Raw genomic sequence first — 26,678 nt, 5'->3', positions numbered from 1 at the left:
TTGAACCCAGCAACGCTTCGTGCCGCATCCAAACTCAATTTAATCAGGATTCTTTCCGTACACCCTGACGGATTGAGTTTGGAAGACTTGCAAAAGATCACCGGTCATAAATCCATCGGTGATCTCAAACGAGAATTAGGCGAACTTTTCATGATAGAAATGTACCCCTATTCTCCACAGGATTGTGTTGAAGTAGATTACGACGGCGAAAAAGTAAAAATCAAACTTCCCATCGCCTTGGACAAGGCACTTCCTCTTTCTCCCGACGAATGGATTTTACTCCGAGATATCCTATCTAACAAAGACGAATCCGTCGCCGCAACGAACTCCGACCAAAAACAAATTTCAGAATCGATTTTAAACAAAATCAATTCGGTAATTCCTTCCGGAACATGGGAACCTCACTCAATCATTCGCAAAAAAATTTCAGACAACATTCAAAACGCGAAAATCATTCGATTGGAATATTGGAAAAGAAATACAAAGGATAAAGAAACAAGAACAGTACATCCTTGGATTCTTTGGGAAGAAAATGATTCCTATCTTTTGGGATTTGATTTGGAAAAACAGGATTTCAGAGCATTTCGATTGGACTGTATTTTGGAAGTCACGGAAACAAACCAGGAAACAAAATCATTACCGGATGGCGCCAAAGACTGGTTAAATGGATTTGTTCAACTCCTCACATCAAAAGAATCTGTAAACGAAGCCACTGCTTTGATTTACTGCACGGATTCCGCAGCATTTCACTTGGGACAAAAATTACCTTTAAAGCCGATTTCGGAATCCAAACAATTTTTTGACCGGAATTATGATGCTTATGAAGTTCCCATCCGGGAAGAAAACTGGTTTGTAAATACAATCTTGGGTTATGGAAATAGTATTATCCTAAAATCACCCGGAAATCTCCGAAAAAGAATCCTCCAAAGCTTGGAAAAAGCTAACTCCATCTTCGTATCATAAATTAGAATTTCCATAATGACGATCTCTCCCGCAAAAATCAATTTAGGTTTAGAGATTCCTTTCAAAAGAGAAGATGGTTATCATGAGATCAGAAGTATTTTCCTTAGAACAAACTTCGGAGACGACTTCCAAGTAGAAACCTTTCCTCTTTCCAACCTTCAAATACCGGAATTTCAGCTTGTTTCCGAAAACCAGCTCCCACAAACAAAACAAGCGCTATTCGAAGCAGTATCCGAACGTGGAAACCTAACAAAAAATATACTATACAAATCCTATTTTACCGTTTTTCCCCACCTCAAAGAACCCGAAGGCATCCGGGTCCGTTTGACAAAACGAATTCCTCCCGAAGGTGGCGTGGGAGGAGGAAGCTCCAACGCAGGCAGCTTACTCAAATTCCTATTTTCCAAAACCTCCCTGAACCAAGACGAACAAATCGCGCTCGCCAAATCAATCGGCGCCGATGTTCCCTTTTTTTTGCAGGAAAACCACTGCATTGTCACGGGAATTGGTGAGAATTTAGAGTCCGTTCAGGTCGCAAAAGGGCATGGAGTTCTTGCCATCCCCTCCTATTCTTTATCTACCAAATCAATGTACGACGGACTTCAAAGAAGTTTACAAAATACCCACGATTCAAAAGTATGGAAAACTCTGACAGAGGATGTGGTTAGAAGTCTTCGAGTCGGGGATTGGACAAGCCTAAACGGCAAACTAGAGAATGATTTTGAAAAAATCGCTTTCCAGGTTCATCCCGATTTAAAGGAATTGAAATCAGGAATTTTACAAGAGGGAGCGGTTTACTCTTCTCTTTCCGGTTCTGGTTCTTGCTTTTTCGGCTTAGTTGCAGAAGAACGAGATCAGTTGCCATTGTTAAACTCACTGAAATCCCGATTTCCAGAAATGGATTTCCGATCCTTCTCTTTTTAGAAACTGGCCTGTAGCCAAGCGGTAAGGCAGCGGTTTTTGGTATCGCCATTCCCTAGGTTCGAATCCTAGCAGGCCAGCCAGTTTTTATTTTCCGAATTTCGCATGTATGAACAATGAAACGACTGTAACTGCTGTTATATTGGCGGCGGGGAAAGGCACTCGAATGAAGAGTGAGCTCCCCAAGGTTGCGGTTGTACTGAACGAATCTCCACTTTTAATCCACGTTCTACAAAATATAGAAAATGCCAACATCCGACGTAAAGTTGTAGTGGTTGGTTATCGCAAAGATATAGTTACCTCCATCGCCGAAAAATTTCCCGGCGTCGAATTTGCGGAGCAAACGGAACAATTAGGAACGGGTCACGCTGTAATTTCAGCGGAAAAAAATCTACAACCTCACAAGGGTTATATTCTGGTTGCTTGCGGTGATGCACCCCTGATTTCCGCATCTTCCTTTAAAGAACTCATCCAACTTCATAAAGATAATCATTATTCTGCGACTGTCCTTTCCGCCAAAATGGAAGATCCTACGGGATACGGAAGGATCATTCGTTCTTCCGATGACGGTTCCCTACTCCGAATTGTAGAACAGAAAGACGCCACGCCGGAAGAAAAGGCGGTAAATGAAGTCAACACAGGAACCTACTGTTTTACAGCAGAACATTTGTTTGATGCCCTAAAAAGTATAGGCAATGACAATGCTCAAAAAGAATATTATCTCACCGATGTGATTAAGATTTTCCGTTCCCAAGGCAAAAAAGTGGGCGCACTCACTCTTAAGAATGCTTTGGAAAGTCACGGAATCAATTCCCCGGAAGATTTAGAAAAAGCAAAACAATATATAGATAAAGGTTTAGTTGGTGTATGAATCCAAGTGAAGTTGCAGTATTTTCCGGAAATGCGAACCGCCCCTTAGCGGAAGAGATCTGTCAAAATTTAGGAATTCCTAACGGACAAATCACCGTAAAAAGATTTTCCGACGGAGAAAGCGCCGTCAAAATCGAAGAAAACGTTCGAGGCAGGGACGTATTTGTCGTTCAGTCCATCAGTTATCCGGCAAACGACAGTTTAATGGAACTTTTACTTATCATCGATGCACTTCGTCGCGCTTCGGCACGCCGGATTACAGCTGTTTTGCCTTATTACGGATACGGACGCCAGGATAGAAAAGTGGAACCAAGGGTTCCCATTTCAGCCCGTGTTGTTGCGGATTTGATCGAAACAGTCGGTCCCAATCGTATTCTTACTATGGACTTGCATGCAGATCAAATCCAAGGATTCTTTCATATTCCGGTAGACCATCTTTACTTTTCTCCCGTACTTGCGGAATACATCAATTCCTTGAAACTGGACGATTTGGTAATTGTCTCGCCGGATTCAGGTGGTGCGGAAAGAGCTCGTAACTTTGGAAAAAAAGTGAACGGGTCTCTCGCGATCATAGACAAGCGACGCCCCAAAGCCAATGAGTCCGTCGTAATGAATGTGATAGGCGACATAAAAGACAAACATTGTCTGATCTTGGATGATATGATCGATACTGGGGGAACCATTGCAAAAGCGGCAAATGCTCTTTATGATAATGGTGCAAAATCCGTAATGTGTTGTGCCACTCATGCGGTTCTTTCCGGAGAGGCTCCGGAAAAGCTCAACGGAGCGAAATTCGAACAGATTGTTTTATCAAATTCCATTGCGGTACCCGAGACAAAGAAAATAAATCACTTGAAAACGCTCTCTATCGCCCCACTCTTTGCTAAAGCAATCGAAAGGATTCACAATGAGGAATCCATCTCTAGTCTGTTTTCATAATAATAAGGAACATAATCATGGAAAAATATAGCATTAAAGTACAACCAAGAACTCTTACTGGCAAAGGTCCTGCAAGACGCCTTCGTACAGCAGGTTTAGTACCAGCAAATATCATCGGAAGTGGACAAGCAACTTCAGGCACTGTAGTTGAAAAAGAAATCCAAAAATTGATCGATTCTGGGATCAGAAAAGCAACCCTCATCGAACTTGACTTAGATGGTAAAACCGAAAAAGTATTTGTTAAAGAAGTACAAAGATTTCCTCACACTGGAAAAATCCGTCATATTGATTTTTTCAAAGTGACTCCTGGTAAAAAAATCATTACCACTGTTGCGATTCAAACAACAGGAGTTGCAAAAGGTTCAAAATCGGGCGGTCAATTCGAACATTTGATTCATGAAATCAAAGTTAAGTCGACTCCGGAAGACCTAACAGATGTTCTTACGGTAGATGTGACTGATCTTGATGTTGGGATGGCGATTAAAGTGTCCAACCTTCCTTATCCGAAATCTTGGGATATTTTGATCAACGGCGATCCGATTGTAACTTCCTGCAATAAGACGAAAGCGATTCTTGCTGCAGAAAGAGCGGAAAAAGCGGAAGCTGATGCCGGCGGTAAAAAACCCGCAGCAAAAAAAGCCGCTAAGAAGTAGTTTTTTCCAAAACCAATGAAGCTGATAGTAGGCCTGGGCAATCCAGGAGATAAATACAATAACAATCGTTCTAACATTGGTTTTAAGATTCTCGATGTCATAGCCAACAACATTGGCCTCGAAATCAAAACGAAGAAGAAAAAATCTCTGATCGGAAGGGGTGATTTTGAGGGGGACGAAGTGGTTCTCCTCAAACCTCAGACTTTCAGTGACCTTTCCGGCGAATCCGTACTTTACATTGCCTCTTTTCTCAAAATCCAAGTAAAAGACATAGTTCTGATCCATGAGGATCTTGACCTGGAATTGGGGCAAATTGTGGTCACAAAAGGCGGAGAAAGCGTCGGCCACCCCGGTGTGGATTCGGTTTCCGTTTCCCTCCGGTCCCCCAATTTCATTCGAATTCGTATTGGGGTGCGCAATTCCAAATACAATCCGAAAAAAAGAGAAGAATTTTTACGTGATGATTTTGAGCCTCTTGAGAACTTAAGTCTGATTCAGATCATCAATGACGCGGAGGCCGCGATTCGATCGATTTCCATGGGGGATATCGACGAAGTGATTCAAAAATATCACCTCTGATTTTAGTCTAATAAGGGAGACAATCTTCCATGAATAAAAACATCAAAAATGTATTTCTGTTCTTACTTGTAATACTATTAGTATTAGCTGTCTGGTACAGACCGGACTCCCTTGGATCTCGTCCTGACGAGATCAGTTACTCCGAATTCCTCAATATGGTAGAACCGGTTGAAGGTAAAAAACAAATCGGAAAAATAACTTCGAAAGACGGGAAAGATATCACCAACAAATCTCAGATCACGATTGATCGTGAATTGATTGAAGGTTGGTATATCCCTTCCGATTCGAAAGACAACAAACCGAAAGCTTTCAAAACTAACATCGCACCGGTGAACGAGGATTTGATTACCAAACTTCGTAAACAAAGATTATCCTTTACTGCGAAGTCCACCGAAGAGAATAAATTCTGGAGTGTTGTTTCCAGTATCATTCCTTGGATCTTTGCCCTTGGTATCATCTGGTTCATCATGATGAGACAACTGCAAGCTACAGGAAACAAAGCATTCACATTCGGTAAGTCCAAAGCCAAAATGAATGTTGATCCTAAAATCAAAATTACATTCAACGATGTGGCCGGTTGTGATGAAGCAAAAGTAGAATTGCAAGAGATCATTGAATTTTTAAAAGACCCTAAAAAGTTCCATGCCATTGGCGCTAGAATTCCTAAAGGTGTACTACTTGTCGGTCCTCCGGGAACAGGTAAAACCTTACTTGCGAAAGCAGTTTCAGGAGAAGCGGGAGTTCCTTTCTTCTCAATCTCCGGTTCCGATTTCGTGGAAATGTTCGTGGGTGTAGGTGCTTCCCGAGTACGCGATTTATTCGACCAAGGAAAAAAGAACGCACCTTGTATCATCTTTATCGATGAGATCGACGCAGTAGGAAGACTTCGTGGTGCAGGACTTGGCGGCGGTCACGATGAAAGAGAACAAACTCTCAATCAAATGTTAGTCGAGATGGACGGATTTGAAATGAACGAAGGTGTTATAGTGATGGCAGCAACTAACCGTGCTGATGTGCTTGACCCTGCTTTGCTTCGTCCGGGCCGATTTGACAGACAAGTCATCGTGGATTTACCCGACCTGCGAGGACGGGAAGAAATTCTGCAAGTTCATGCCAAAAAAGTTCCTATGGTATCCGATATTTCCGTCAATTCGATTGCACGTGGAACCCCTGGTTTTACAGGAGCGGATCTTGCCAACTTGATCAACGAAGCCGCGTTACTTGCTGCTCGTAGAAACAAAAAAAGAGTCACTCAGGAAGAACTGGAAGAAGCTCGCGATAAAGTGATGATGGGACCGGAACGCAAATCAATGCTGATTTCCGACAAGGAAAAGGAAATGACCGCTTATCATGAAGCAGGTCACGCACTTCTCGGAACACTCCTTCCTTATACGGAACCTGTACATAAAGTAACAATCATTCCTAGAGGGAGATCTTTGGGTTTAACTCAGTCTTTACCGGTAGAAGATCGTCATTCTTACAAAAAACAATACTGTTTGGATCGAATCGTAATGTCTATGGGTGGTTATATCGCCGAAGAACTTATATTTGGCGATCCATCGAATGGTTCCAGCAATGACATCCAACAAGCAACCAATATCGCCCGCAGAATGGTCTGTGAATGGGGAATGTCTGAAAAACTAGGAACAATTAATTACGGTGGACCGGAAAACTCTCCGTTTATCGGAAGAGATTACGGTCATAGCAGCAAACCGTATTCGGAAGAATTTGCAGCGATGATTGACCAGGAAGTTCGCAGAATTGTACAAACTTCTTTGGACAAAGGAAGAGACTTGGTTCGCAAAAACGTGAAGAAACTGGATGCAATCGCCAAAGCTCTGCTTGCAAAAGAAACAATAGATAGTCAGGAATTGATGGCCATCGTTCATCCTTCCGGTGAAAAAATAGAAGAGGAAAAAAAGAAATCAGTATCTTCTTCTAAAAAAACAAAAGGCGCAACTTCTACAAAACCAGCTTATTCAGCTTAGAAGATGAAGTATTGGCTTTTTAAAACAGAACCCGATGTTTTTTCCATAGACGACCTGGAAAGAGAGAAAATCTCTTTCTGGGAAGGTGTTCGCAATTACCAAGCACGCAATTATTTAAGAGACGAAGTCAAAAAAGGTGACTTGGTTTTATTTTATCACAGCAGCACTGATCCGACAGGGATCGTAGGAGTTGCAGAGATAGTTGAATCGCAAATCCCCGATCCTTTTCAATTTGATCCGAATAGCAAATACTTTGATCCTAAAAGTAAAAAAGAAGATCCTCGTTGGTTTGGTGTTAGGCTAAAATTATCGAAACGATTTAAAAACTTTTTGTCTTTAGCCGAATTGAAAACCGTAAAGAGTTTGAGCAAAATGGTTTTGGTTCAGAAAGGTTCGCGACTTTCCATCCAGCCGGTTCAAAAATCCGAATTTGATACGATCACCAAACTCGGAAATTAAATTTCTAGAAACGACCCTTTTCCCTTCCCTTCTATGTTTTCCCGGACCGAGGAGAGAATGTTTAAAATTGCAATTTAAGGTTTTGAAGAGAAAACTTGTACAGCCTTTACCTTGTCCATATTCTGAAATTTCGCATCCTGATAATAATAAACTCCACCGCCCATATAACTAAAGTCAGGGTTTAGAATATTTCTTCTATGAGGAGGAGAGTTCATCCAGGACTCCACCAAAGAATCAGCTAGGCTTAGATAAGTATGGTTGGGAATCGGAGGGCCTTTTTTCTGGTAGCTGAAAAACTTTCCTTCGTTTTGTTCCGGGTTATAAACAGGAGTCCCGGGTTTATAATCAATGGCAAAGGAATTGATTATATTTTCACCGGATGTAGGATTGATGATTCCCACAAGTTCCAATCTATCCTTCAAATTTTCTTTTCCCGAAACCTTGCTTGTATGTGAATAAAAATTAAGATTCACCATATCTTGGGCGTGACCGAAGGCAGCCTGTTCACATAACGCAGAATAACGAAACGGTTTTAAACCCAATTTTCTTCGTTCCTTGCTGGTCTCAAAAAACAAAGCTGCGTTTAAAAGCGGATAATCTATATTTGCAAAATCGATTCTCTCTTTTGCGGGCGCGTAAGAGCTGAAAGACTGATCGTTCAATTCTTCGTATTGTTCCGGTTTCCATTTGCTGGAAGAAGGAAGTTTTCTTCCGTCTTCGATCGCTTCCAGAAATGCCAGTTGCCCTTTGTCGGCTACCGAATTGCCCACAGTCGTGGTTTCTTTTTTTTCTTCTTTAACAACTGCTTGTTTTTTAGCCGGGGTGGTGCAGGAAATTAAAAATGCAACCGACGAAATAAAAATTATGCTAAACTTTTTCATCTTATTTTCTCCTTAAAGATAACGATTATAGTCCTGGATCATGTTGTTGATCATATTACGTTCTTTATTGTATTGAATGATCTTTGCCTCTTCGATTCCGGACTCCCAAATAAAAAAGAAAGGAATACCGAAAAGAGTAGAGTGTTTTTGTCTGTATTTTTCCCGACCAACTAACTTCTCTTCAACGTAAAAATCGGCGTGCAAAACCCTTTCTTGCGAATAAATGGACGGTAAAATACCGACGGTCAAAATCATAAACAAACTGGAAACGGAAGAAACCCAGAAATGTTCGTATTCATTTACTTCGGAAGTATAAATATCTATATGATGCGAGCTGCGGATTCCTTCATTGACCACTCTTCCGAAATAACCGGTATCATTGATGTACTTGGTATATAGTGTGGTAATATGTTTTCTGGAACGTTCCGACTCCGGGCTTGAAACTTTTATAGTGAGAAGGGAAATCCTTTGTTTCAATTCGGGACGAACTATGATAGGTACATCTTCACTGAGATAATTATAACAATTGGTAAATAATAAAATACTTACCAGAAATAATGAAATGCGGCTAAATAACATCTTCCGCTTGTATGCTACCGATAAACTTATCTAAGAAAAGCATTTTTTGTAGTAATTAATGCGAAAAATCCACCCATCCGGCAAAGTGTAAAATTCCTCCGCCTACAGCCAAAAAAACGATCAAAGCAAGTATGGAAATGATTCCTCCTATCTTTGCCATCTCTATACTCTTGATTCCACCGTAACTAAATGCCAAAGCATTGGGAGGAGTGGAAACCGGAAAAGGCATAGCAAGAGAAGCGCCGATTGTCGCTCCAAGTGCGGCGGGAAGAATGACTTCCGTAGGCAAACCCATTGTAATGGGAAGCATCAGATTGGCAACGGATGTATTGGACAAAAAACAAGATAAACCAAGAGACATAATGGAAAATATGCAAAATAAAGAGAAAGAAGAGTTGTCACCTAATAAAAGTAAATCGATAAACTGTTTTGCAAGCCCCGTTTCTTCCATCGCTTTTCCAAGGGCGATTCCCCCTCCCATCAAAATCAAAACATCCCATGAAAGAGATCGAAAATGATTTAAGTCCAAAAGTTTTAATCCGAAGAAAGCAATGATCGGAACCAATGCGACCGTTCCATTGGAAATCTTATGAAGATCCGATGTCATCCAACCGAGGATAGTGATACCGATAATCAAATAACTTAAGTTATACTTCAAACTTGTTTTTGAAATTTCATCTTTCAAAGGCGTAAATAGTTTCGGACTTTCCTCTTCCCTGTCTTTCAAAAAACTCCAATACAAAAGTCCGCACAAAAGCATGACTGAAATGAGAAACACCGGCATGCCGAAAGCCATCCATGGCAAAAAACCGATATCGACTCCTTTCTCCTTCATATATCCGATTCCGATTACATTCGGTAAAGTTCCCACAGGAGTCCCAATCCCGCCCAAATTGGCGGAAAAAGGAATCACGAACAAAACCGACTTTCTCAAATGAGACTCCAAACTCAGGTTTTTCATCATGGGAGCGACAAGACCGAGCATCATAGCTGCCGTTGCGGTATTGTTCATCCAGCAGGATAAAAAGCCGGTAGAGAGCCCAAGACCGATCAGCAAGTATAAAGAAGAACCTTTTGTGTTTTTGATCACAAATCTGGCGAGAGTTTCATCTAACCTATAATGCGCAATCGCCTCCGAGATGACAAAACCGCCTAAGAACAGTAATATGGTTTCGGAAAAATAACAGGATAAAAATACGATCGGTTTGGGAGCAGGTCCTCCCCAATTGGGCAATAACCAAATCAGCTCCAGAAACAGGATTAAAAAACCAGTTACATAAAGAGGTATGGCTTCCGAGACCCAAAGATATGCCGCAAGCAGTCCAATTGCCAGATTGATTTCCTGGGAGGGAGTCAACCCGAACCAAGACTGGTAAAAACCAAAACCAGCGGGAAGAAGTAGAATTAAACTGATTAGAAATGAAATGATTGGCATTGTCGCTTGACGATTTCCTTCGGTATTGGCAGTTTTATATAAAATAGAGAGGGCTTTCAAGAAAAAGAAAGTTCCCAGGAGAGTTTCTAAGATGTTGAGAAAAATACTTTTTCATACGATCGGCTTTGGTTTGATTTTGGGGGGATGGTTTATTTGCGTCATCAACGTGGGATTGGATAGAGGAGCTACACCTTTTAAGTTTTTTTCCATCCCGAATATGATCGGTCTCGTTCTTATTTTAATCGGCGCGTATTTTCCTGAGATAGCGATCCGACTTTTTGTTAAAAAAGAAAACTAGTTTTAAAAGTACAAGTATATGTCTATCGCCTATCACGACTTAAGACAAGCCGTATTAGGAAGCGGACCGATGGGATTGATAGTTTCCACATTGGTAGCGCAAAAATACGATGAAGTCACTCTATGGATCCCCGATAAAGAATTAGCCGAGTCTTTAAAGAAACGGCGCCAAACAGAAATTATGGGGATGACTTTGGAAATACCCCAACATATCGAAATAGTTTCCGGTCTGGATCAATTCGGACGGGATGATTGGGCCTTCCATATCGCAGTTCCATCCCGCTCCTTTATGGACAATTTGCATTCTCTCATAGATACTCTTGATCCGAAAAACGATTATGTATTTTCTTTTTTCACAAAAGGAATCTTAGAAAGCAAATACAGAAAGAAACACGGGTTTGTTACTTATAGCCAATATCTGGATCATGTTCTAAAAGAAAAAAATTTCACTTCTTCCACTATCGCAGTAGTGAACGGACCATCCATGGTGGCGGAACTTATGGAAGAAAAATATACATTCTTCAATATAGGTTCGGAAATAAAAAAGACAGCTGACTATTTGGCCGAATTATTTTTATCCAATTACGTTCATACTTCCACAACGGATGACATTCATGGGATGGAGATCATCGGCGTTGCAAAAAATCCTATGGCGATCGCCGCAGGAATCGTTTCTCTTATGCCGAATTACGGAACGAATCTATTAGGCGAAATTATGTCTGTCGGTTTCCAAGAAGTAAGAGATCTTGCAATGAAATACGGAGCAAGGCCTGATACGGTTATGGGCAGGTCGGGACTTGCCGATTTCATTGCAACTGCAACAAGCAATCGAAGCAGAAATAAAAAATTCGGACAAAAAATCGCAGGAGAGTTGTTAAGCGGTCAGGAAAAACTGAGTATACTGGATAAAGTAGAGATCTTTTTTTCACCGAAACAATTCATCGAAAGAGAATCCAATAAATGGCATGATAATGTGGAAGGCACTTATGCTTTGAGTATTTTAATCGAGCTTGCCAACGATATACGTTTGCCTTTCAGTTTTCATCGTACATTGTTTGATGTGCTGACTAGAAAACAGCCTCCTGATTCGCTTCTTCATCTCATCCGAGGAACAAAAACTTCCTCGGCACCGAGCCAACTGATTGTTCCCAAAAAACAAGGGTTAAATCTTACATCCGGTATCGATTTTCAAAGCCTTTTGGTGGATCGCATCGTAAAACACATCAATAACTCCTCCGGCACAACTTCGCGAATAAAAAAACAATCTGCGGCAATCGTTGAAACAACTCAAAAAAGACTGAGTAAAGCCAAACGAAAAAAACAAAATCTGGATATCGAAAAATTCTCACAGGAATTGGAAGTTTGGCAGAGGTTCCATGTTTCCAATAAAGATGAGGAATCAACTCTGATCAAAGAACTGATCCGTTTTTATGTAAGAGAAATCGCGGATAATTACAGCCCGACAGTTCGTGAATCGTTATTGCGGTTCATAGCCCCCATCCGGTTGTTTTCCGGCGGTTTTATGCGTGGGTCGATGATTCCACATATCGGCGGTAAAACGGAAGTTGTAAAAGCACTCTCCAGCAAATACAACATACTATATGCACCAACACATAGATCCCATTTGGATTCGGTGGAAGTCGCCTACTCATTATTTCATTTGGGACTACCTGTTCCTCGTTATGCGGCCGGTATCAACTTGATGTCCAATCCTTTTTGGGAATGGATGCTCAAATCACTTGGTGCTTATGCAGTCGATCGGGAAAGAACCAGAAATAGTTTGTATTTGGAATGTCTGACTTTATATTCACAGGTAATGTTGGAACAAGGAATCCCATCTTTGGTTTATCCCGAAGGCACTCGCTCCAGAACGGGAGGGGTAGTTCCGGTCAAAACGGGATTACTCACAACCGCTGTGAACGCGTTCCGAAGTTCAGGGACTGAGATTGTTATCGTTCCGATGGCACTGTCCTATGAAACGGTTCCAGAAGACAATCAGTTCTGCGATATTCCGGAAGACCTGGGCATGGCGGGATTTTTGGCGAAACGATCCAATGTGTATGTCGAGTTTTGCGATCCTATACCTATATCAGAATATGCTCATACGGATGATCCTACTTTGGAACTGTCCTATCGTATTTCCAAGGGCTGGAAACAGTATCATAAACTTTTACCAAATCAGATAGTGGCGAAGATTTTGTCGGAGAACGAACATAATGTGGAAGTCAGCCAGGCCACATCTCTCGTAGAGGACTTTATCACACGGCATAACGGCAATTATCTGACCCGCGACCCCGAGGAAATCTGGGAAAAAGGAAAAAAGGTTTTGGAAAAAAGAAAACTGGTCGAAGAATCGAATCGGGTTCTGCGTTCTAAAGTGGAATCTCTTGTCAATTACTACGGCAATATGATTCCGGAAGACGCAGATCAGAAGTACTAACCGAAGCGATTAATTTTGAAGAGGCAATTTGCCTCTTCTTCGCACATAGACAACTTTTTCCACACGAGCGATTGCCTCGCCTTCCGTATCTTTGACATCTGCATAAAAAACAAAGTCCGCTTTTTTCTTTTTTACCACTTCCTCTTTGATGCGTGCAATTTCCTCATCCGGGATATAAAACTCCGCAAATACTTTGCCTGTTCCCGGCTTTAGAAATTGCATATTGCCGGCTTTGTCCCAAACAATATAATCCGTTCCCAGCTTTTCCAAAAGGATCAACATAAAAAACGGATCACACATGGCATACAAAGAACCGCCAAAATGAACTCCCACATAATTCTTATTATAGAAAGTGAGATTCATTTCCGTTCTAAATTTGGAAAAATCAGGAGCAATATGAGTGATCCTGATTCCCGCTCCCAAATAAGGAGGGTAAAAATTAAATAACCAAACTCTTAATCTAGTTTTCCACGAGACTTTCAATTGCTACATCTTTCCTTTTCGAATTAATAAGATATACTGCAAGAATCGCCAAACCACCACCGATTAACACCGGTAATTGGATCGGTTCGTCGACGATAAAAACACTGCTCAAAAAAGCGGATAAAGGTACGATAAAAATAAAAGAGCTGGCGATTTGAGAACCAAGTCTTGCCGCCGCATAAAAATAAACAGTGGTTCCGAATGTTGTAGAGACGATGGAAAGATAAGCGATAGATAACCAAAAATCCCAACCGAATTCGAATACCTGCAAAATTGCAGGGTCACGGAAAGCGAATAAAAATTCGATCACAGATCCCACCAAATACACGTAAAGACTATAAACAATAGGGGACATCGACTCACCGGTTCTCTGGCTATTCAAAGATAAGGTCGCCCAAGTGAATGCACATAATAGAAAAAATAAGTTTCCCGACTGAATGAGAGACCCAACGCTGAATTGCCAAACTTTCAAAATTACAAGTCCCCCGATTAACCCGAAGAATAAACCGAGTGACTGTCGTTTGCTGACCCTTTTTTTCTGAATCGAAGCTACGATAAAAAATGTAATAATAGGATTTAGAGTCGTAACCAAGACTCCTCCCGCACCGGGCAAACCGTTCACCAATCCCAAAAAGAAAAACTGACCGTACAATGTATATATGATCCCTCCGATTAGCACATTCATGTAATCACGACCGGACTTAAGTAAAAACGGAATCTTTAAAAAATAAAGCAATGGAATTACCGAGAGGAAAGTTACCAAAAATCTCCAAAACACCAATACATGGACAGGTAGTAAATTGGCGACCAATTTGGCAATCGGCCAGGAAATCCCCCAAGATACCATTGCAAGTATCAATAATAATAAAAATTTTATATTCATGTGATTCCTCGGATTATGTTCAACACAATCCATGTAGTTCCGAAAGAAAGAGGGATTCCAACACCTAACATAAGACCTGCGAGATGTGGGTTTAAATGTTTTTCCATTGCGATGATGGTGGAAGTTACCATAGGTGCCATCGATGCTTCCAAAACAATCGTTTCAAACATCATCCGGTCCGGCGTGATTTTAGCATAAATAAAGTAGATGAGTACCGGAATGAAGGCGAGTTTGAATCCTAATCCCAATAGAAGAGTTTTTTTATGCCCTCCCAAAGTCCTTAGATTCAAAAGGAAACCCACTGATACCAAAGCCAATGGAGTCAGAGTATCACCTAATCTAAGTAAAACGATTTTTGCCCATTCCGGATAAGGAAAAGAGCGAAGCAAAAAAGCAAGTATCAATGCTTGCACAGGGGCAAAACCGATTACTTTGACAAACAAAGGTTTGAATTTCCAAGATCCTTGTTCCGCCAAGGAAGCAAGTATGATACCGGGAAAACTCAAAGCAAGAAAAGTTCCCAATTGATCGGCAACAATTCCGTAACCTAAGGATTCTTTTCCTAAATACGCCTCAAGCAAAGGAAATCCGACAAAGGAAGTATTTCCAAATCCGGCAGTCAGAATCAGACAAACCGCAGTTTTAAATTCGATCTTTTTAAATTTGTGCAGGCTTAAAAAAAATCCTGCGGCAACCAGAAACACAATCCATGGCATGATCGCCGGTAAAAGAATAGCGCTCGTTATTTGAAGTTCGTGAATATGATACAATACGAGCGCAGGAAGGGAAACATGCAAAATAAATCCGTTCAGTACTTGAGTCGTACTTTCCGGAAAACGTCCCGACCTGCGAAAGAGAAGCCCTAATCCAAAACAAATTCCAAGCAAAAGGAGATTGGACATTAATATTGGACAATCGCCTCCAAAGATTCGGGATTCAAGAACACTCCATCTCTCTTTCTGGGAGAATCGATGCCGTTTGAAAATAACTCCGCGTATCCGTTCGCAAAATCAGTATAAACTGACTTGGAGCCTTTTTTAAGATCATACGCAGCTTGTTCCAAAAATTCGGCCAAAGCAGTCACACCATAAGTGAGGTCGGCGATATAAACCCGATTGATTTCTCTCCAGTCCTTCGTTTCCTTTTCCAGAATATCCTTTATCTCTTGGAATTTTTCTTCCAGAATATCGTAAGCATATTTCAATTCGGATTTTCCTTTCGCGTCTTTTCGCAAAACTTCGATTAGATTAGAAAAAGCCGTGAAAACTTTCGGTTTTTGTAATGCATGCAAACAATGATCCGTTACGATCAGATGAGTTCCTTCCCAAGTTTCATTGATGATGGAATCGTTATGGAGTCGAGGAAGAGGAGAAAAATCTCCTACAATTCCATTTCCTCCCAAACACAAAATCGCTTGTTGCGTTACCCAACTTGCCTGGGAAGAGGATTTGTATTTCAAAAGAGGAATCAATACTTCGGAAGCGGTATCTTCTTTTTCCACAAGATCCACCGAACGAAAATTTACAAATGTCATGGCAGTTTGTAAAATTTGCATTTCCGCGAGATTGCGGGCGTAAGAACTGAATTGATTTACTTTTTTGCCGTAAGCTGTTCTCCATTTAGCATATTCGATGGCTTCCATCACACCACGGCGTGCATTCCCGCAAGCACCGAACCCCACATGGATGCGGGAAATCTTGATGATGTATTTGATTAAGTTTACGATTCCATGTCCGGGCCTTCCGAATTCTTCCGCTTCCACGTCTTCATAGATGATTTCAACAGTGAGTTTTCCGCGAGAACCGATGATGTCTTTTTTGCGGAGGATATGATGACCGTTGAGTTCTCCGTTTTCTTTGATCCTGGGAACAAGAAACATTCCTATCGTATTTGTTCCTTCTATCTTGGCAGTAGTTACCCAAAGATCGCCGGGATTGGAGCAAAACCACTTTTCTCCATTTAACAACCATTTGCCGTTGTCTAGTTTTTTAGCAATGGTCCGGTTTGCCAGTACATTGCTTCCGCCTACTCTTTCCGTAACATACTGACCTGCCATAAAATGAGATTCACTTTTTTCGCCCGCAGTAAGAGCCAGGTATTTTTCCTTTTGTTTATCCGTTCCGATTTGTTTCAGGGCATTGATCATCCCGTCGGTCATAGCCAAAGGACAGGCAACACCGCCTTCACCATTAAGATTCATCAGATAAGTGAGCGCATAACGATGAATATATGGAAATCCGAATTTCCAATTCGAATGAAAATCCAGATTCACCACACCGTAATCGTAAGATATTTTGCGGGAGAGGGTTTGTTCGGGAGAATAAACGATTTGGTCGATTCTTTTGCCAGTACGATCGTATTTGACAAGCTCGCCGTATTTACCTTCTTTGTGGGACTTCTCCGTAAGCTCGTCTAAAATCCCGCCAACCAGTTCCCCATACCCTTTGATATGATCGACCATAGCTTTTTTATGATCGGGAGCGAACTTTTCGCTGTATCGTTCCACAACTCTTTGCAGAGCCTTGTCTTTCTCGTAAAAATTCTGTCCCCGAAGTCCTTTATAATCGGAAATATCATAGGGATCAAGAGATGGATGTTTCAAAGTCGGATAAGTCATAATTCCAATAAACAAAACTGAATAGGTTTCACTAGCAAAAAAGAAACTCCTTGCTAATTTGGTAATAAGGCAGACTACGGAATATGGTAGCGAATGCAGAAACCACCAAATCCAAACGAGTCCTTGGGGATGTAATCTTTGAATTGCAAAACCATAGCGATTCCCTGCGTTGGTTTCTTTCCTATGAGCGCTTAGCCGAACTTTTGGAAATCCGAAAGGAAGAATGCCTTCGCAAAATTTACAATTTTCGCGCCTCCCAGCCGCATATGTCATTTTCCGGAGGATTCCATGAAGTGGATGGGGACTACCTGATTGATTTTTTATCCAAAGAATTGGATGTGGATTATGTTTCGGCGGAATTTTTACGATCCGGGATTTTTTTCAGCGAACGTCCATTATACGAACTTAGAGAATCCTACAAGGCGTTGATTCAAACTACAGTCGAAAATCATAAACTGGACAAAGAACTTTTACTGCTGCTTGCCGCAGCAACGGTTGATTTCGATGATGCTGTGGATTCTTATCTTATGGATAAATTTGAAATCGAATTCTTCGTAGGAAGAACGATCAATATGTTCATCGAACTTCGAAAGATCAAAACGGAATACGGGGCCGAAGGTTTTCTAAAAGATTATCTCATGGCACTCGTTCCTACTAAAATTTTGAACTTCCGGGATATCACCAAAGAGTTTCGAGATAGGACTTATTACGAAATTTTCGGAAGAATCAGAGAAACGAAAAAAAAGAAAAAGAAGCCAAAACAAAAACTGAATTTGGAATTGGAACAGCTACTCACATTCTTTCAGTTAGGTGAAGATGCGAAAATAGCGGATGTTAAGAAAAAGTTCAAAGAGCTTATGAAAAAATATCACCCCGACATCAATAAAAAAGGGGAAGAGATGACGAAAAAAATCATTATCAAATACAATCGCCTGATCGTGTTAATGGCCGAGGCAAATTAACCCGAACAAAGCGGGTGATTAAGGCGAACTTATTTATAAAAAAATTTCAAACAACCGAAACCGATTTGGAAAAATCGGCCAAGTATGATAAATGGAACACATTGGGAGGCGGGTGTAGTTCCCCACCCAGAATCGGGCGGGGATAATCGTACCCCATCCTTTACCCCCTCACTTCACCCGGATCAAAAACGAATATCGAATTTCAATTTCATCTTTTGCTTTGAGAAATAAAAGAGAAGGATTTTCCAATTGGTATTCCGAAAAACGAGCGATGGTTTTTCCTTTCACTTCGATCTGATCTTTTTCCACTTTATCGACTGTTAGATTGGATTTAAAATCTTTTGTGATTCCATGGATTGTCAACTTTCCAGAAGCAGTGTAACCTTCACCTTCTAGAGAGACAGATTCAATTTTCACCTGAATAAAATTAAACTCAGGAAATCCCAAGATTTCTTTGATATGAGAATCTCTGCTTTCATCGCCTGAAGAAATCTTCGTAACGGGAATTTTGATCTGAAAAGGAGAAACCAAAGAATACCCTTTTGCGCTTTGTTTTATATTGATCGGATCTAATTCTATTTCGGTGCAAATCCCGATCACATCTTTTGTTGCATGATCCACATAGAAGCTAATTTCTTTTTTTGTAATTTCAGATGCTGTTAAAGAAACAGAAAAACTAGTTACAAGAAAGAAAACGGCCGTTAATTGAAATAAAAAATTTATCATATACTCTCCTAAAAAGTAATTACTAAAACTGAGATGGACATAGCCCCAAAGCCTGCCCACCCTACCTGCTGCATGTCTCTAACCGCATTTGGTCCTTCTTTTCCAATCCTTGCTCCAAGTCCAGGCAACAATAACATGGAAGCTAAATGAATTGGGATCATAGCTTTATGCGCGAAAATTGGACTATAAAATCTAACTTCACCTGTATACTCTTCTTCAATCTTTGGAGGAGCAAAATAAGCAAGCCCTGCAGTAAGTGCATACATTCCGAAAGTAGCCATTGCCAATTCCTTATGTGCAGATCCTGAATTTTTCGCCTCCCATTCCTCGTTTGCTTTCAAAGCAAAATAAAGTGATGCATTGTTTTGAGGATCTTTGAGTAATAAGTAGTTAGCTGCAATACTATGTTTATCTAATGATTGGAATGCAATCGCATAAAGAGGATCGTTATTTGCATATTCGGGATGAGTCAAAAGAATTCCCTGCGCAAATTCATCCGACTTTCGGTATAGGCTTCTGCTTGCTTTCTCTCCTTCTAAATTGGTCGCCAGCCAAAAAGCCAGCGTCGTAAGCCCTGCGATTTGGTGCCATTCCAAGAAGGATCTTCTTTTCATCAGAGACTCTTTGGTTACTTTTTCATAAGACACTTTATCATCGTTACCCATAGATAATGATTGTGCAAAAATGAAACCATTTGTTAAAAAGAACACATGTACAAAAATAATCCATTTTTTCATATATTTTTTATACATGGGAGATTCCAATAATCTAACATTTTTTAAGGCCTATGATATATTTTACTTTAAAATTGATTCTTATTCTCTATTAAAACTTCACATATACAGAAGTTACATTTCATTTTGAAACAAATTGCCGATTGTATCCAATATAAAATCCGGCTTTACCGAAGAACTCCGCAATTGCTCTTCCCGAAATTTTCCCGTTTTTACAAGGATTCCCTGAATGCCCAAATCTTTGGCTCCGCCTATATCTGATTCGATATCATCGCCTATCATGATACAATCGGAAGCCGCCAACCCAAGATAATCTAACCCTGACCGAAAAAAAGAAGGAGACGGTTTACCGATCACTTTTGCAGTAATGCCGGTTGCATATTCAAGACCGTTAATAAAGGCACCTATATCCAAGCTCAAACCTTCTTTTGTCTGCCAATACTTTCCTTTGTGTAATGCAATGAGTTTGGAACCTGCAATTAAATTCCGGAAAATGCTATTGAGAAGATCATAATTCCACTTATCACCGATGTCTCCGATGATCACAGCTTCCGGATTTTCTTCTACCTGTTCCAAACCGAAAACATCTTCTTTCACTTGATCCGCAAGAATAACACGGACTTTCGACTTACCTATTTTCTTCAAATAAGAAGCTGCCATTTTTGGTGTTGTGAGGATTTCATTTTCATAGATATGCAAACCCAATTGACTCAAATCAGCCCGGATATTTTTTTCCGACTTTGTAGTGGTGTTTGTTAAAAAGACAAATGGGATTCTTTTTTCCCTAAGAGTTGTTAATGTTTCGATAGCACCCGGAAGTAAATTTTCTCCCTGATGAAAAACACCTTCCAAGTCGAGTAAGTATCCTTTTCTACCACCGACAAACATAGTTTTGATTCTCCTTTATTTTTTTACTTCGTCAATAAGGATTCAAAATAAAAAAGAGCACTCATTGTAACTATTCGGTTACTTGATGATGGAACCTTTCCAAGTAGGAATTCCCGATTTACTGATCGGAAACGGTTTTCCCAAATATTTGGGGGGAGTGTCCCAAATATGAATGTCCCACCAGGCAAGTTGGCGGGCGAAAAATTCACGCCAATAATAATAACCTTCTTTTTTGTAAGTGCGAAGATTACACTCAAACGCCTGTAAGTTGAGTCCCAGATTTCTGCCCAAGTAAATGGCTCGGGGGAGGAAGAAAGATTGGCTGACAAAAATAGCATCGTTTACCAAAAAAACTTCTTTTGCACGAATCAAAGTATCCAAAGTGCGAAAGCCGGCATGATCCACAAATACATCTTCCGGTTTTACATGATTCGCCAACATAAACTCAAGCATGGGACGTAATTCGTTATAATCCGCTTGGCCATTGTCCCCCGAGAGTAAAATCTTTTTCACTTTACCCGATTGGTACAAAGACAAACCGCATTTCAATCGATCTGACAAAACAGGACTTGGTTTGTTTCCATGGACCGCGGCGCCCGGAATCAACGCTACAGTAGCAGGAAGCGACTCTTCCGCTGATTGAATGTGAGGAACTGCGTCGTAATTGCGAAAAAAATCCCAATCTACAAATCCTATAAAAACCAAACAGGACAGTAGAAATATCGCTATCACGCGAATCAGGGATTTCCACTTGACCCGAAATGGGAAAGACCATCTGCTATATTTGTTAGGACTTTGTGCGCTCATGAAAAAGAAAATCAAAGAGATTAAATCTGTTTTCTCACAAGACAATCCTAAAATCAAGAAACAGATTGATCGGGTCAAAGAAAAAGGACACCAAAGGATGACGATTTTGGTCATTCCCCACGGTTACGACAGTTCCTTCCATTTTCAAATCTCGGTTTTTACCATCCTTTTCTTCGTCGGACTCACTGTCGGCTTATTAAGCCTTGCTATCTTCGGAATCGTTCGCTCCAATAATACCCGTTCCCAAATCAATCAGCTCTCCGAAATCTACGGAAATTATTTTGATACCTACCTGACTCATTCCAACCAATTGGAAGAGATGAAAGAAGAATATTCCAAATTGAATGAAAACATGCTGGAGATTTTTTCTCTTATAGACGGACAAGATGACGAGCTGCTTAAAATTCCCGGAGAAGATGCTATCAAATCCGCATCTTATGAACTTTTACAAAGAGAAGAAAGAGAAGATAAACAATTGGACATAGGTCGTAAGTATCTGAACGAAATTTACGATTTGAGATATTTAAAACACAGAATGACCAGCAATGAAAAGTTAGTCGAAGTAAACTTCGAATACCTTTTTACACGGGCGGCCGTTTTGTCCTCCACTCCTCTTTTCAATCCGATGTATTCCTATAATCTGACTTCCCAATTCGGAATGCGCAAGTCACCTACGTCCGGTTTTTGGGAATACCACGACGGACTGGATATGGCAAATGCTACTGGCACTCCCATCTATGCCACAGCCCCTGGGCGAGTCATAAAAGTTGCCTACTCTAACGTAGGTTATGGACACCATATCATCATTCAGCATGAATTCGGATTCAATACTTTGTACGGTCATTGTTCCCGCATCTATGTTCGTTCGGGACAAATTGTAAAAACGGGAGATATGATCGCCGAAGTGGGAGCGACAGGAAACGTAACAGGTCCACATTTGCATTATGAAATCATTTTGTCCGAAGAGGGCAAAACAGACCCGGAAGAATACCTTCAATCAGGAATCTATTGATTGGCACCAAAAGAAGAAGATCCCAAAAAACGCATCCGTGCTTTGACAAAAGAAATCAAAGCGCATAACGAACGCTATTATAAGAATAACACCCCAATCATCCCGGATAAAGAATACGATCTGCTTTTCAGTGAATTGAAAAAACTGGAAGAAAAATATCCCGAATTTGTTTCCCCTAATTCCCCAACAAAAACGGTAGGCTCCGATCTTTCGAATCAGTTTTCCAAATTCAAACACCAAGTCCCCGTTCTTTCTTTGGAAAATACGTACAATACGGAAGAACTCTGGGAATGGATTGTCAAGACCGGTGAAGACGAATTGTATTCTCTTGAATGGAAAATCGATGGCGCCTCTATTCTGTTATACTATGTAGACGGTAAATTGGAAAACTGTGTTACCAGAGGAACGGGGGGAATCGGAGATGTTGTCACTGAAAATGTGAAAACCATCAAAGGGCTTCCGCATGAATTGAAATCGGGAAGAACCGTTACCGTTCGAGGGGAAATTTATATGAATTTCTCCGATTTCGAAGAATTCAATGAAGAATACGGCGGACGTTTTGCCAACCCACGCAATCTATCCGCAGGTTCCATCAAACAGAAAGATCCGGCGGAAGTGGCGAAAAGGCCTCTTCGCATTTTTGTTTACGATGCAATCTTCGGAAAAGGTAGAAAGGGAATTACCGAACATAAAGAAATTTTGAAACTTTTAAAAGAAGATAAATTTCCCCTCGCGCCGGATACGGAAATCATTCCCACAAAACAATTGCTACAACGTATTGAAACTTTTCGTAAAAAAAAGGACGATACCGAATTTCCCGTGGACGGACTTGTCATCAAACTCAACAGTCTGGAAAAAAGAGAGTCGTTGGGAGAAACATCCCAATCACCCAGATGGGCACGCGCTTTTAAGTTCGATGCTTTACTCAAAGACACTGTGATCGAAGAAATTGATTTTGCTATCGGCCGTACCGGAAAAATAACCCCCAGGGCCAAGGTTACTCCTACAGTACTTGCAGGAACAACAGTCACCTACGCTACCTTACACAACCAAGACTATATTAACGAATTGGGAGCAGGCATAGGCGCCAAAGTTTTGATTTCCAAACGAGGAGAAATCATTCCAGCCGTTGAAAAAGTAATCTCCCCTCCCACCAAAGGGGTATTTCAATTACCGACAGAATGTCCATCTTGCAAAACTCGCTTGGAAAAAGTAGATGATTCCGTCGATTTGTTTTGCACGAACAGACATTGTCCCGAAAGGGAAAAAAACTCTCTTATTTTTTTCTGCGCGAAAAAGCAGATGAATATAGAAAATATCGGAGAGAAACAAATTGAAATTTTTTACGAACAAGGCTTGGTAAAAAATCTACCTCAACTCTATTCACTTCATAAAAAAAGGGAAGAGCTTTTAGCAATGGACCGGTTTGCGGAAAAATCCGTAGACAATATACTTTCGGCTATCGAAAAATCGAAGGAAAAAGATTTTCGCCTAACACTTCCTTCTCTAGGACTTAATGAAGCGGGCCACAAAGTAACGGAGATACTGATTGAAAACGGATTGGACTCCTGGGATAAATTGGTCGCATTAGCTAAAAAGAAAAATGCAGAAGAGGAACTTTCCAATCTTCACGGAATCGGCCCGAGAACCGTAAAAGCGTTATTAGGTCATCTAAAAGACAAAGAAACTCTCACTCTTGTAAAAGATCTCATCAAACTGGGTCTGAAATTCAAAGCGGATGAAGTGGAGAAAAGCGACTTACAACCGTTTATCGACCAATCCTGGTGTGTGACAGGAAGTTTCGAAAACTTTCAGCCGAGAGAAAAAGCTCTGGATATCATTACGAAACACGGCGGCAGAAAAGTATCTTCCGTTTCTTCCAAAACAACCCATCTATTGTATGGGCCTGGTGCAGGATCAAAATTGGAAAAGGCGGAAGAACTGGGAATTACATTGGTCAATGAAGAGGAATTCCTCGCTCTTTTGAAAAAAGAAGGAATCCCTCACTAAAAAACAAACTTCCGATCGGAATCGATTTCCTATTTACAGATTTTATCCAAAGTAGAAACGATTTTAAAATCCACATTCGGCCAAAGTTTGCTTGTTCCATCCGCACCTTTGTGAAGATCTCTGCATTCTTCATTCAAACGGGAAAGTCCCGATTTCAATCCGAAATCCAATACATCCAAAGAACCTGCTACTTCAATTGTGTTTTCCTTTACCGTAAATTGAACAGGCACGGATTTTTTGATTCCGCCGAATTCCAGGTTCAATTTCGCGGAACCGGTATTAGTTCCTTTGATTTCCGAAAAACCGCCTTTGAACTCCTTTCCGTTCTTTACGGAACCGAAAAAGAATTTTTTGATTTTTTCATCCCGATCAGGGACATTCGAATTGATGGAAGCAATCTCGATTTTAAAAGATAAATCTTTTACGGAATCCAAGATGGTGGTTGCCGGTTTGACTTTAGCAACCTGGATGGAATCGAATTTTCCTTTTACACCTGTCTTCTCAGTGAATTTAAATGCGGTCCACTCCAAAGTCGTTTGTTTTGGATTGTACGAATAAGTACATTTTTCCTCGGCAAATAAAGAAGTGGCGGATACAATGGAACAGATAATTACAAACAGATAAACGTTTTTCATCGGTTTTTCCCTCTGGTTTAAGTAGATAATAAGAACATTTCTTTGTCAAGATTTAGGAGATTCGATTTTGCTAATTGTGGATTTATTAAGCATATGCCCTTTCCTGAGTGCAAAATTCGGATTAGCCCTAAAATTAAACCTCTTCTTTGAGATTGTGCTTAAAAAAACGACTTTAACAGAATGATCCGTTTCAAAATACTCTTCCCAAAAGAGAAGAAAGAATGCACGGCGAAGAATCCTTATTAACAGACATCGGTTTGAGCATTATTTTTGCTACCGTACTCAGTCACATAGCAAGAGTTGCAAAACAACCACTTATCCTTGGTTATATTATCGGAGGAGCCCTTCTTGGAAAAGAAATGGGGTTTTCACTCGTTACAAACGAAGCGTCCATTGAGCTGATTTCGGAAATAGGACTGATTTTGCTCCTATTCATCATCGGCCTGGAAATCAATCTTGCAGAGCTTGCAAAAATGGGTAAAGCGATGTTCCTTTTGGGAACCCTGCAGTTCACATTATCGGTGGCTTTTGTTTACGGATTTTTTCCCTTGTTGGGATTGCCGATCGGCGGAGAAAAATTCGACCTACTCTATATTGCAGTAGCCCTCTCTCTCAGCTCCACATTAATCGTAGTTAAACTATTACAAGACAAAGTAGAGATCAATACTCTGTCGGGCAAGCTCACCGTCGGGGTTTTGGTTTTTCAAGACATTTGGGCGATTTTGTTTATGGGGGTTCAACCGAACCTCAATAGTCCTGAAGTTTTAAAAATCCTCGCATCCATAGGCATCATCGTTTTGCTGATCATCTTCAGTTTCACAGTCAGTAGATACATATTAGCTCCTCTCTACAAGGCATGCGCATCCAGTTCCGAACTAGTTCTTTTAACATCAATTATGTGGTGTTTCGCCATTTGCGGTATCGCGGGTGAAGCGGGACTTTCCAAAGAGATGGGAGCGCTTGTTGCCGGTATGAGTATTGCCGCATTTCCTTACGGAGCGGACGTCATTTCCAAACTCATCGGGATTCGCGACTTTTTTGTGACTCTTTTCTTCGTAGCTTTGGGTCTGAAAGTTCCTATGCCTAGTGTGGAAGTAGTGGCGATTTCATTTGCAATCATAGTTTTGATGTTGGTTGTTCGCATATTGACCGTAGCACCGATCATCATTGCTTTGAAAAAAGGGGTAAGGACGGGATTTTTAACAGGCCTCAACCTGGCACAGATCTCCGAGTTCTCTCTCGTGATACTTGCATTAGGTGCCGGATTCGGACACGTCACCGGAAAATTACAGGCAGTTATCCTCACATCTACCATCATCGCTTCCATTCTTTCCACTTACATCATCCTATTCAACCATCAGATCGCTGCGGCATTGGCTCGATTTGTGGCTAAGTTCGGAATCCATGATGAAGTGGCAGAAGTCAAAACAACTGGTGAAGGTGGAGGTCACGGGCATGGTGACGGCCAAGTACGGGATATCATTGTGCTCGGTTATTTCAGAATCGCACGTGCCTTTATCAGTTATCTGGAAGATCTTTCCCCTTCTCTCATCAAAAGGATCATCATTGCCGATTACAACCCAGCATTCAAAGACGAACTCACAAGCAAAGGATTTCAATGGGCTTATGCGGATTTGGCTCACCCGGAATCACTTTCCCATATAGGACTTCATGATGCTTCGATGGTAGTATGTACGATTTCGGATTCTTTTCTGAAAGGAACAAATAACACTCGTTTGTTGTCTACGTTAACGAAGCTTGCCCCGAATGCAAAAATCATTCTGACTTCGGATGAACCGGACGATGCTAAAAAATTGGTCGTAGACGGAGCACAAAAAGTAATCGTTCCGGGTATCATCACCGGAGAATTTTTATACGATTATATCGCAGGTGGGATGAGAAAGGGTGCTTAATAAA

General features: G+C 40.9%; 26 protein-coding genes and 1 tRNA gene. 15 read left to right on the top strand and 12 right to left on the bottom strand.

Annotated elements, in window-relative coordinates; all coding sequences use genetic code 11:
- From DI077_RS00970 to DI077_RS00930, 9 genes are all read left to right on the top strand, one after another.
- Complete coding sequence (locus DI077_RS00970) at positions 1 to 963, top strand: WYL domain-containing protein (protein WP_109021869.1); 963 nt, start codon at positions 1 to 3, stop codon at positions 961 to 963.
- A gap of 15 nt (positions 964 to 978) precedes the next feature.
- On the top strand, positions 979 to 1,887 hold the full coding sequence (locus tag DI077_RS00965) for a 4-(cytidine 5'-diphospho)-2-C-methyl-D-erythritol kinase (protein WP_174705658.1): 909 nt from the start codon (positions 979 to 981) through the stop codon (positions 1,885 to 1,887).
- Between the two features lie 4 nt (positions 1,888 to 1,891).
- Positions 1,892 to 1,967: transfer RNA gene (locus tag DI077_RS00960), tRNA-Gln, on the top strand.
- 26 nt (positions 1,968 to 1,993) lie between these two features.
- On the top strand, positions 1,994 to 2,755 hold the full coding sequence (locus tag DI077_RS00955; protein WP_109021867.1) for a sugar phosphate nucleotidyltransferase: 762 nt from the start codon (positions 1,994 to 1,996) through the stop codon (positions 2,753 to 2,755).
- Positions 2,752 to 3,693, top strand: a complete 942-nt coding sequence (locus DI077_RS00950; protein ID WP_109021866.1) for a ribose-phosphate diphosphokinase — start codon at positions 2,752 to 2,754, stop codon at positions 3,691 to 3,693. Before DI077_RS00955 ends, DI077_RS00950 begins: the two co-directional genes overlap by 4 nt.
- Before the next feature lie 17 nt (positions 3,694 to 3,710).
- On the top strand, positions 3,711 to 4,346 hold the full coding sequence (locus tag DI077_RS00945) for a 50S ribosomal protein L25/general stress protein Ctc (RefSeq protein ID WP_109021865.1): 636 nt from the start codon (positions 3,711 to 3,713) through the stop codon (positions 4,344 to 4,346).
- A gap of 15 nt (positions 4,347 to 4,361) precedes the next feature.
- A complete protein-coding gene (gene pth, locus DI077_RS00940; RefSeq protein ID WP_109021864.1) occupies positions 4,362 to 4,925 on the top strand; it encodes an aminoacyl-tRNA hydrolase in 564 nt (187 codons plus the stop codon).
- A gap of 29 nt (positions 4,926 to 4,954) precedes the next feature.
- Positions 4,955 to 6,913: an ATP-dependent zinc metalloprotease FtsH gene (gene ftsH, locus DI077_RS00935; protein ID WP_109021863.1), complete on the top strand. Its 1,959-nt coding sequence runs from the start codon at positions 4,955 to 4,957 to the stop codon at positions 6,911 to 6,913.
- 3 nt (positions 6,914 to 6,916) lie between these two features.
- Positions 6,917 to 7,372, top strand: coding sequence for an EVE domain-containing protein (locus DI077_RS00930; protein ID WP_109021862.1), 456 nt, complete (start codon positions 6,917 to 6,919; stop codon positions 7,370 to 7,372).
- Between the two features lie 74 nt (positions 7,373 to 7,446).
- On the opposite strand, the gene DI077_RS00925 is transcribed toward DI077_RS00930, so the two are convergent.
- From DI077_RS00925 to DI077_RS00915, 3 genes are read right to left on the bottom strand one after another with little or no spacing between them, the layout of a single operon-like run.
- A complete protein-coding gene (locus tag DI077_RS00925) occupies positions 7,447 to 8,253 on the bottom strand; it encodes a CAP domain-containing protein (protein WP_109021861.1) in 807 nt (268 codons plus the stop codon).
- Between the two features lie 12 nt (positions 8,254 to 8,265).
- Positions 8,266 to 8,832, bottom strand: coding sequence for a hypothetical protein (locus DI077_RS00920; protein WP_109021860.1), 567 nt, complete (start codon positions 8,830 to 8,832; stop codon positions 8,266 to 8,268).
- A 55-nt stretch (positions 8,833 to 8,887) separates the two neighbouring features.
- Positions 8,888 to 10,267 carry an SLC13 family permease gene (locus DI077_RS00915; protein ID WP_109022192.1) on the bottom strand — a complete coding sequence of 460 codons (1,380 nt, stop codon included), beginning with the start codon at positions 10,265 to 10,267 and terminating at the stop codon, positions 8,888 to 8,890.
- A 91-nt stretch (positions 10,268 to 10,358) separates the two neighbouring features.
- On the opposite strand from DI077_RS00915, the gene DI077_RS00910 reads away from it, so the two are divergent.
- Positions 10,359 to 10,565 (top strand): hypothetical protein, encoded by a 207-nt coding sequence (locus tag DI077_RS00910; protein WP_109021859.1) that lies wholly within the window; start codon positions 10,359 to 10,361, stop codon positions 10,563 to 10,565.
- Positions 10,566 to 10,583: 18 nt separating this feature from the next.
- Positions 10,584 to 13,004, top strand: coding sequence for a 1-acyl-sn-glycerol-3-phosphate acyltransferase (locus tag DI077_RS00905; protein ID WP_109021858.1), 2,421 nt, complete (start codon positions 10,584 to 10,586; stop codon positions 13,002 to 13,004).
- Positions 13,005 to 13,013: 9 nt separating this feature from the next.
- Here the strand turns inward: DI077_RS00905 and DI077_RS00900 are convergent, their stop codons facing one another.
- The 4 genes from DI077_RS00900 to DI077_RS00885 are packed head-to-tail and all read right to left on the bottom strand — an operon-like array spanning position 13,014 to position 16,987.
- Positions 13,014 to 13,487, bottom strand: a complete 474-nt coding sequence (locus DI077_RS00900; RefSeq protein ID WP_109021857.1) for a DUF4442 domain-containing protein — start codon at positions 13,485 to 13,487, stop codon at positions 13,014 to 13,016.
- Positions 13,465 to 14,370 (bottom strand): DMT family transporter, encoded by a 906-nt coding sequence (locus tag DI077_RS00895; protein ID WP_109021856.1) that lies wholly within the window; start codon positions 14,368 to 14,370, stop codon positions 13,465 to 13,467. The genes DI077_RS00900 and DI077_RS00895 overlap by 23 nt, the downstream gene beginning before the upstream one ends.
- On the bottom strand, positions 14,367 to 15,272 hold the full coding sequence (locus tag DI077_RS00890) for an AEC family transporter (RefSeq protein ID WP_109021855.1): 906 nt from the start codon (positions 15,270 to 15,272) through the stop codon (positions 14,367 to 14,369). The genes DI077_RS00895 and DI077_RS00890 overlap by 4 nt, the downstream gene beginning before the upstream one ends.
- Entirely contained in the window at positions 15,272 to 16,987 is a 1,716-nt protein-coding gene (locus DI077_RS00885) for an acyl-CoA dehydrogenase family protein (protein ID WP_109021854.1), read from the bottom strand. The genes DI077_RS00890 and DI077_RS00885 overlap by 1 nt, the downstream gene beginning before the upstream one ends.
- A gap of 83 nt (positions 16,988 to 17,070) precedes the next feature.
- Between DI077_RS00885 and DI077_RS00880 the strand changes: the two genes are divergently transcribed.
- Entirely contained in the window at positions 17,071 to 17,949 is an 879-nt protein-coding gene (locus DI077_RS00880) for a molecular chaperone DnaJ (protein ID WP_109021853.1), read from the top strand.
- 168 nt (positions 17,950 to 18,117) lie between these two features.
- Here DI077_RS00880 and DI077_RS00875 read toward each other — a convergent pair whose 3' ends face one another.
- The 4 genes from DI077_RS00875 to DI077_RS00860 all read right to left on the bottom strand — a co-directional run bounded on the left by DI077_RS00875 (position 18,118) and on the right by DI077_RS00860 (position 21,104).
- Complete coding sequence (locus DI077_RS00875) at positions 18,118 to 18,675, bottom strand: YceI family protein (protein WP_109021852.1); 558 nt, start codon at positions 18,673 to 18,675, stop codon at positions 18,118 to 18,120.
- A gap of 8 nt (positions 18,676 to 18,683) precedes the next feature.
- On the bottom strand, positions 18,684 to 19,427 hold the full coding sequence (locus DI077_RS00870; protein WP_167837211.1) for a hypothetical protein: 744 nt from the start codon (positions 19,425 to 19,427) through the stop codon (positions 18,684 to 18,686).
- A 96-nt stretch (positions 19,428 to 19,523) separates the two neighbouring features.
- The gene (locus tag DI077_RS00865) at positions 19,524 to 20,297 is read right to left on the bottom strand and encodes a TIGR01458 family HAD-type hydrolase (RefSeq protein ID WP_109021851.1); all 774 of its coding nucleotides are present in this window, start codon (positions 20,295 to 20,297) and stop codon (positions 19,524 to 19,526) included.
- Positions 20,298 to 20,375: 78 nt separating this feature from the next.
- A complete protein-coding gene (locus tag DI077_RS00860; RefSeq protein ID WP_109021850.1) occupies positions 20,376 to 21,104 on the bottom strand; it encodes a SanA/YdcF family protein in 729 nt (242 codons plus the stop codon).
- Here DI077_RS00860 and DI077_RS00855 point away from each other — a divergent pair.
- Positions 21,103 to 22,116, top strand: a complete 1,014-nt coding sequence (locus DI077_RS00855; RefSeq protein ID WP_109021849.1) for a M23 family metallopeptidase — start codon at positions 21,103 to 21,105, stop codon at positions 22,114 to 22,116. The genes DI077_RS00860 and DI077_RS00855 overlap by 2 nt on opposite strands.
- Positions 22,117 to 24,126 (top strand): NAD-dependent DNA ligase LigA, encoded by a 2,010-nt coding sequence (gene ligA / locus DI077_RS00850; protein WP_109021848.1) that lies wholly within the window; start codon positions 22,117 to 22,119, stop codon positions 24,124 to 24,126.
- Between the two features lie 29 nt (positions 24,127 to 24,155).
- Here ligA and DI077_RS00845 read toward each other — a convergent pair whose 3' ends face one another.
- Positions 24,156 to 24,761 (bottom strand): YceI family protein, encoded by a 606-nt coding sequence (locus tag DI077_RS00845; protein WP_109021847.1) that lies wholly within the window; start codon positions 24,759 to 24,761, stop codon positions 24,156 to 24,158.
- Between the two features lie 221 nt (positions 24,762 to 24,982).
- Between DI077_RS00845 and DI077_RS00840 the strand changes: the two genes are divergently transcribed.
- Positions 24,983 to 26,674, top strand: a complete 1,692-nt coding sequence (locus tag DI077_RS00840; RefSeq protein ID WP_109021846.1) for a cation:proton antiporter — start codon at positions 24,983 to 24,985, stop codon at positions 26,672 to 26,674.
- Positions 26,675 to 26,678: the final 4 nt, after the last annotated feature.

The organism is Leptospira kobayashii, from assembly GCF_003114835.2.
Classification (GTDB): domain Bacteria; phylum Spirochaetota; class Leptospiria; order Leptospirales; family Leptospiraceae; genus Leptospira_A; species Leptospira_A kobayashii.
Note: the sequence above shows the minus strand (reverse complement) of the source record. Positions and strands in the feature narration are given on the sequence as shown.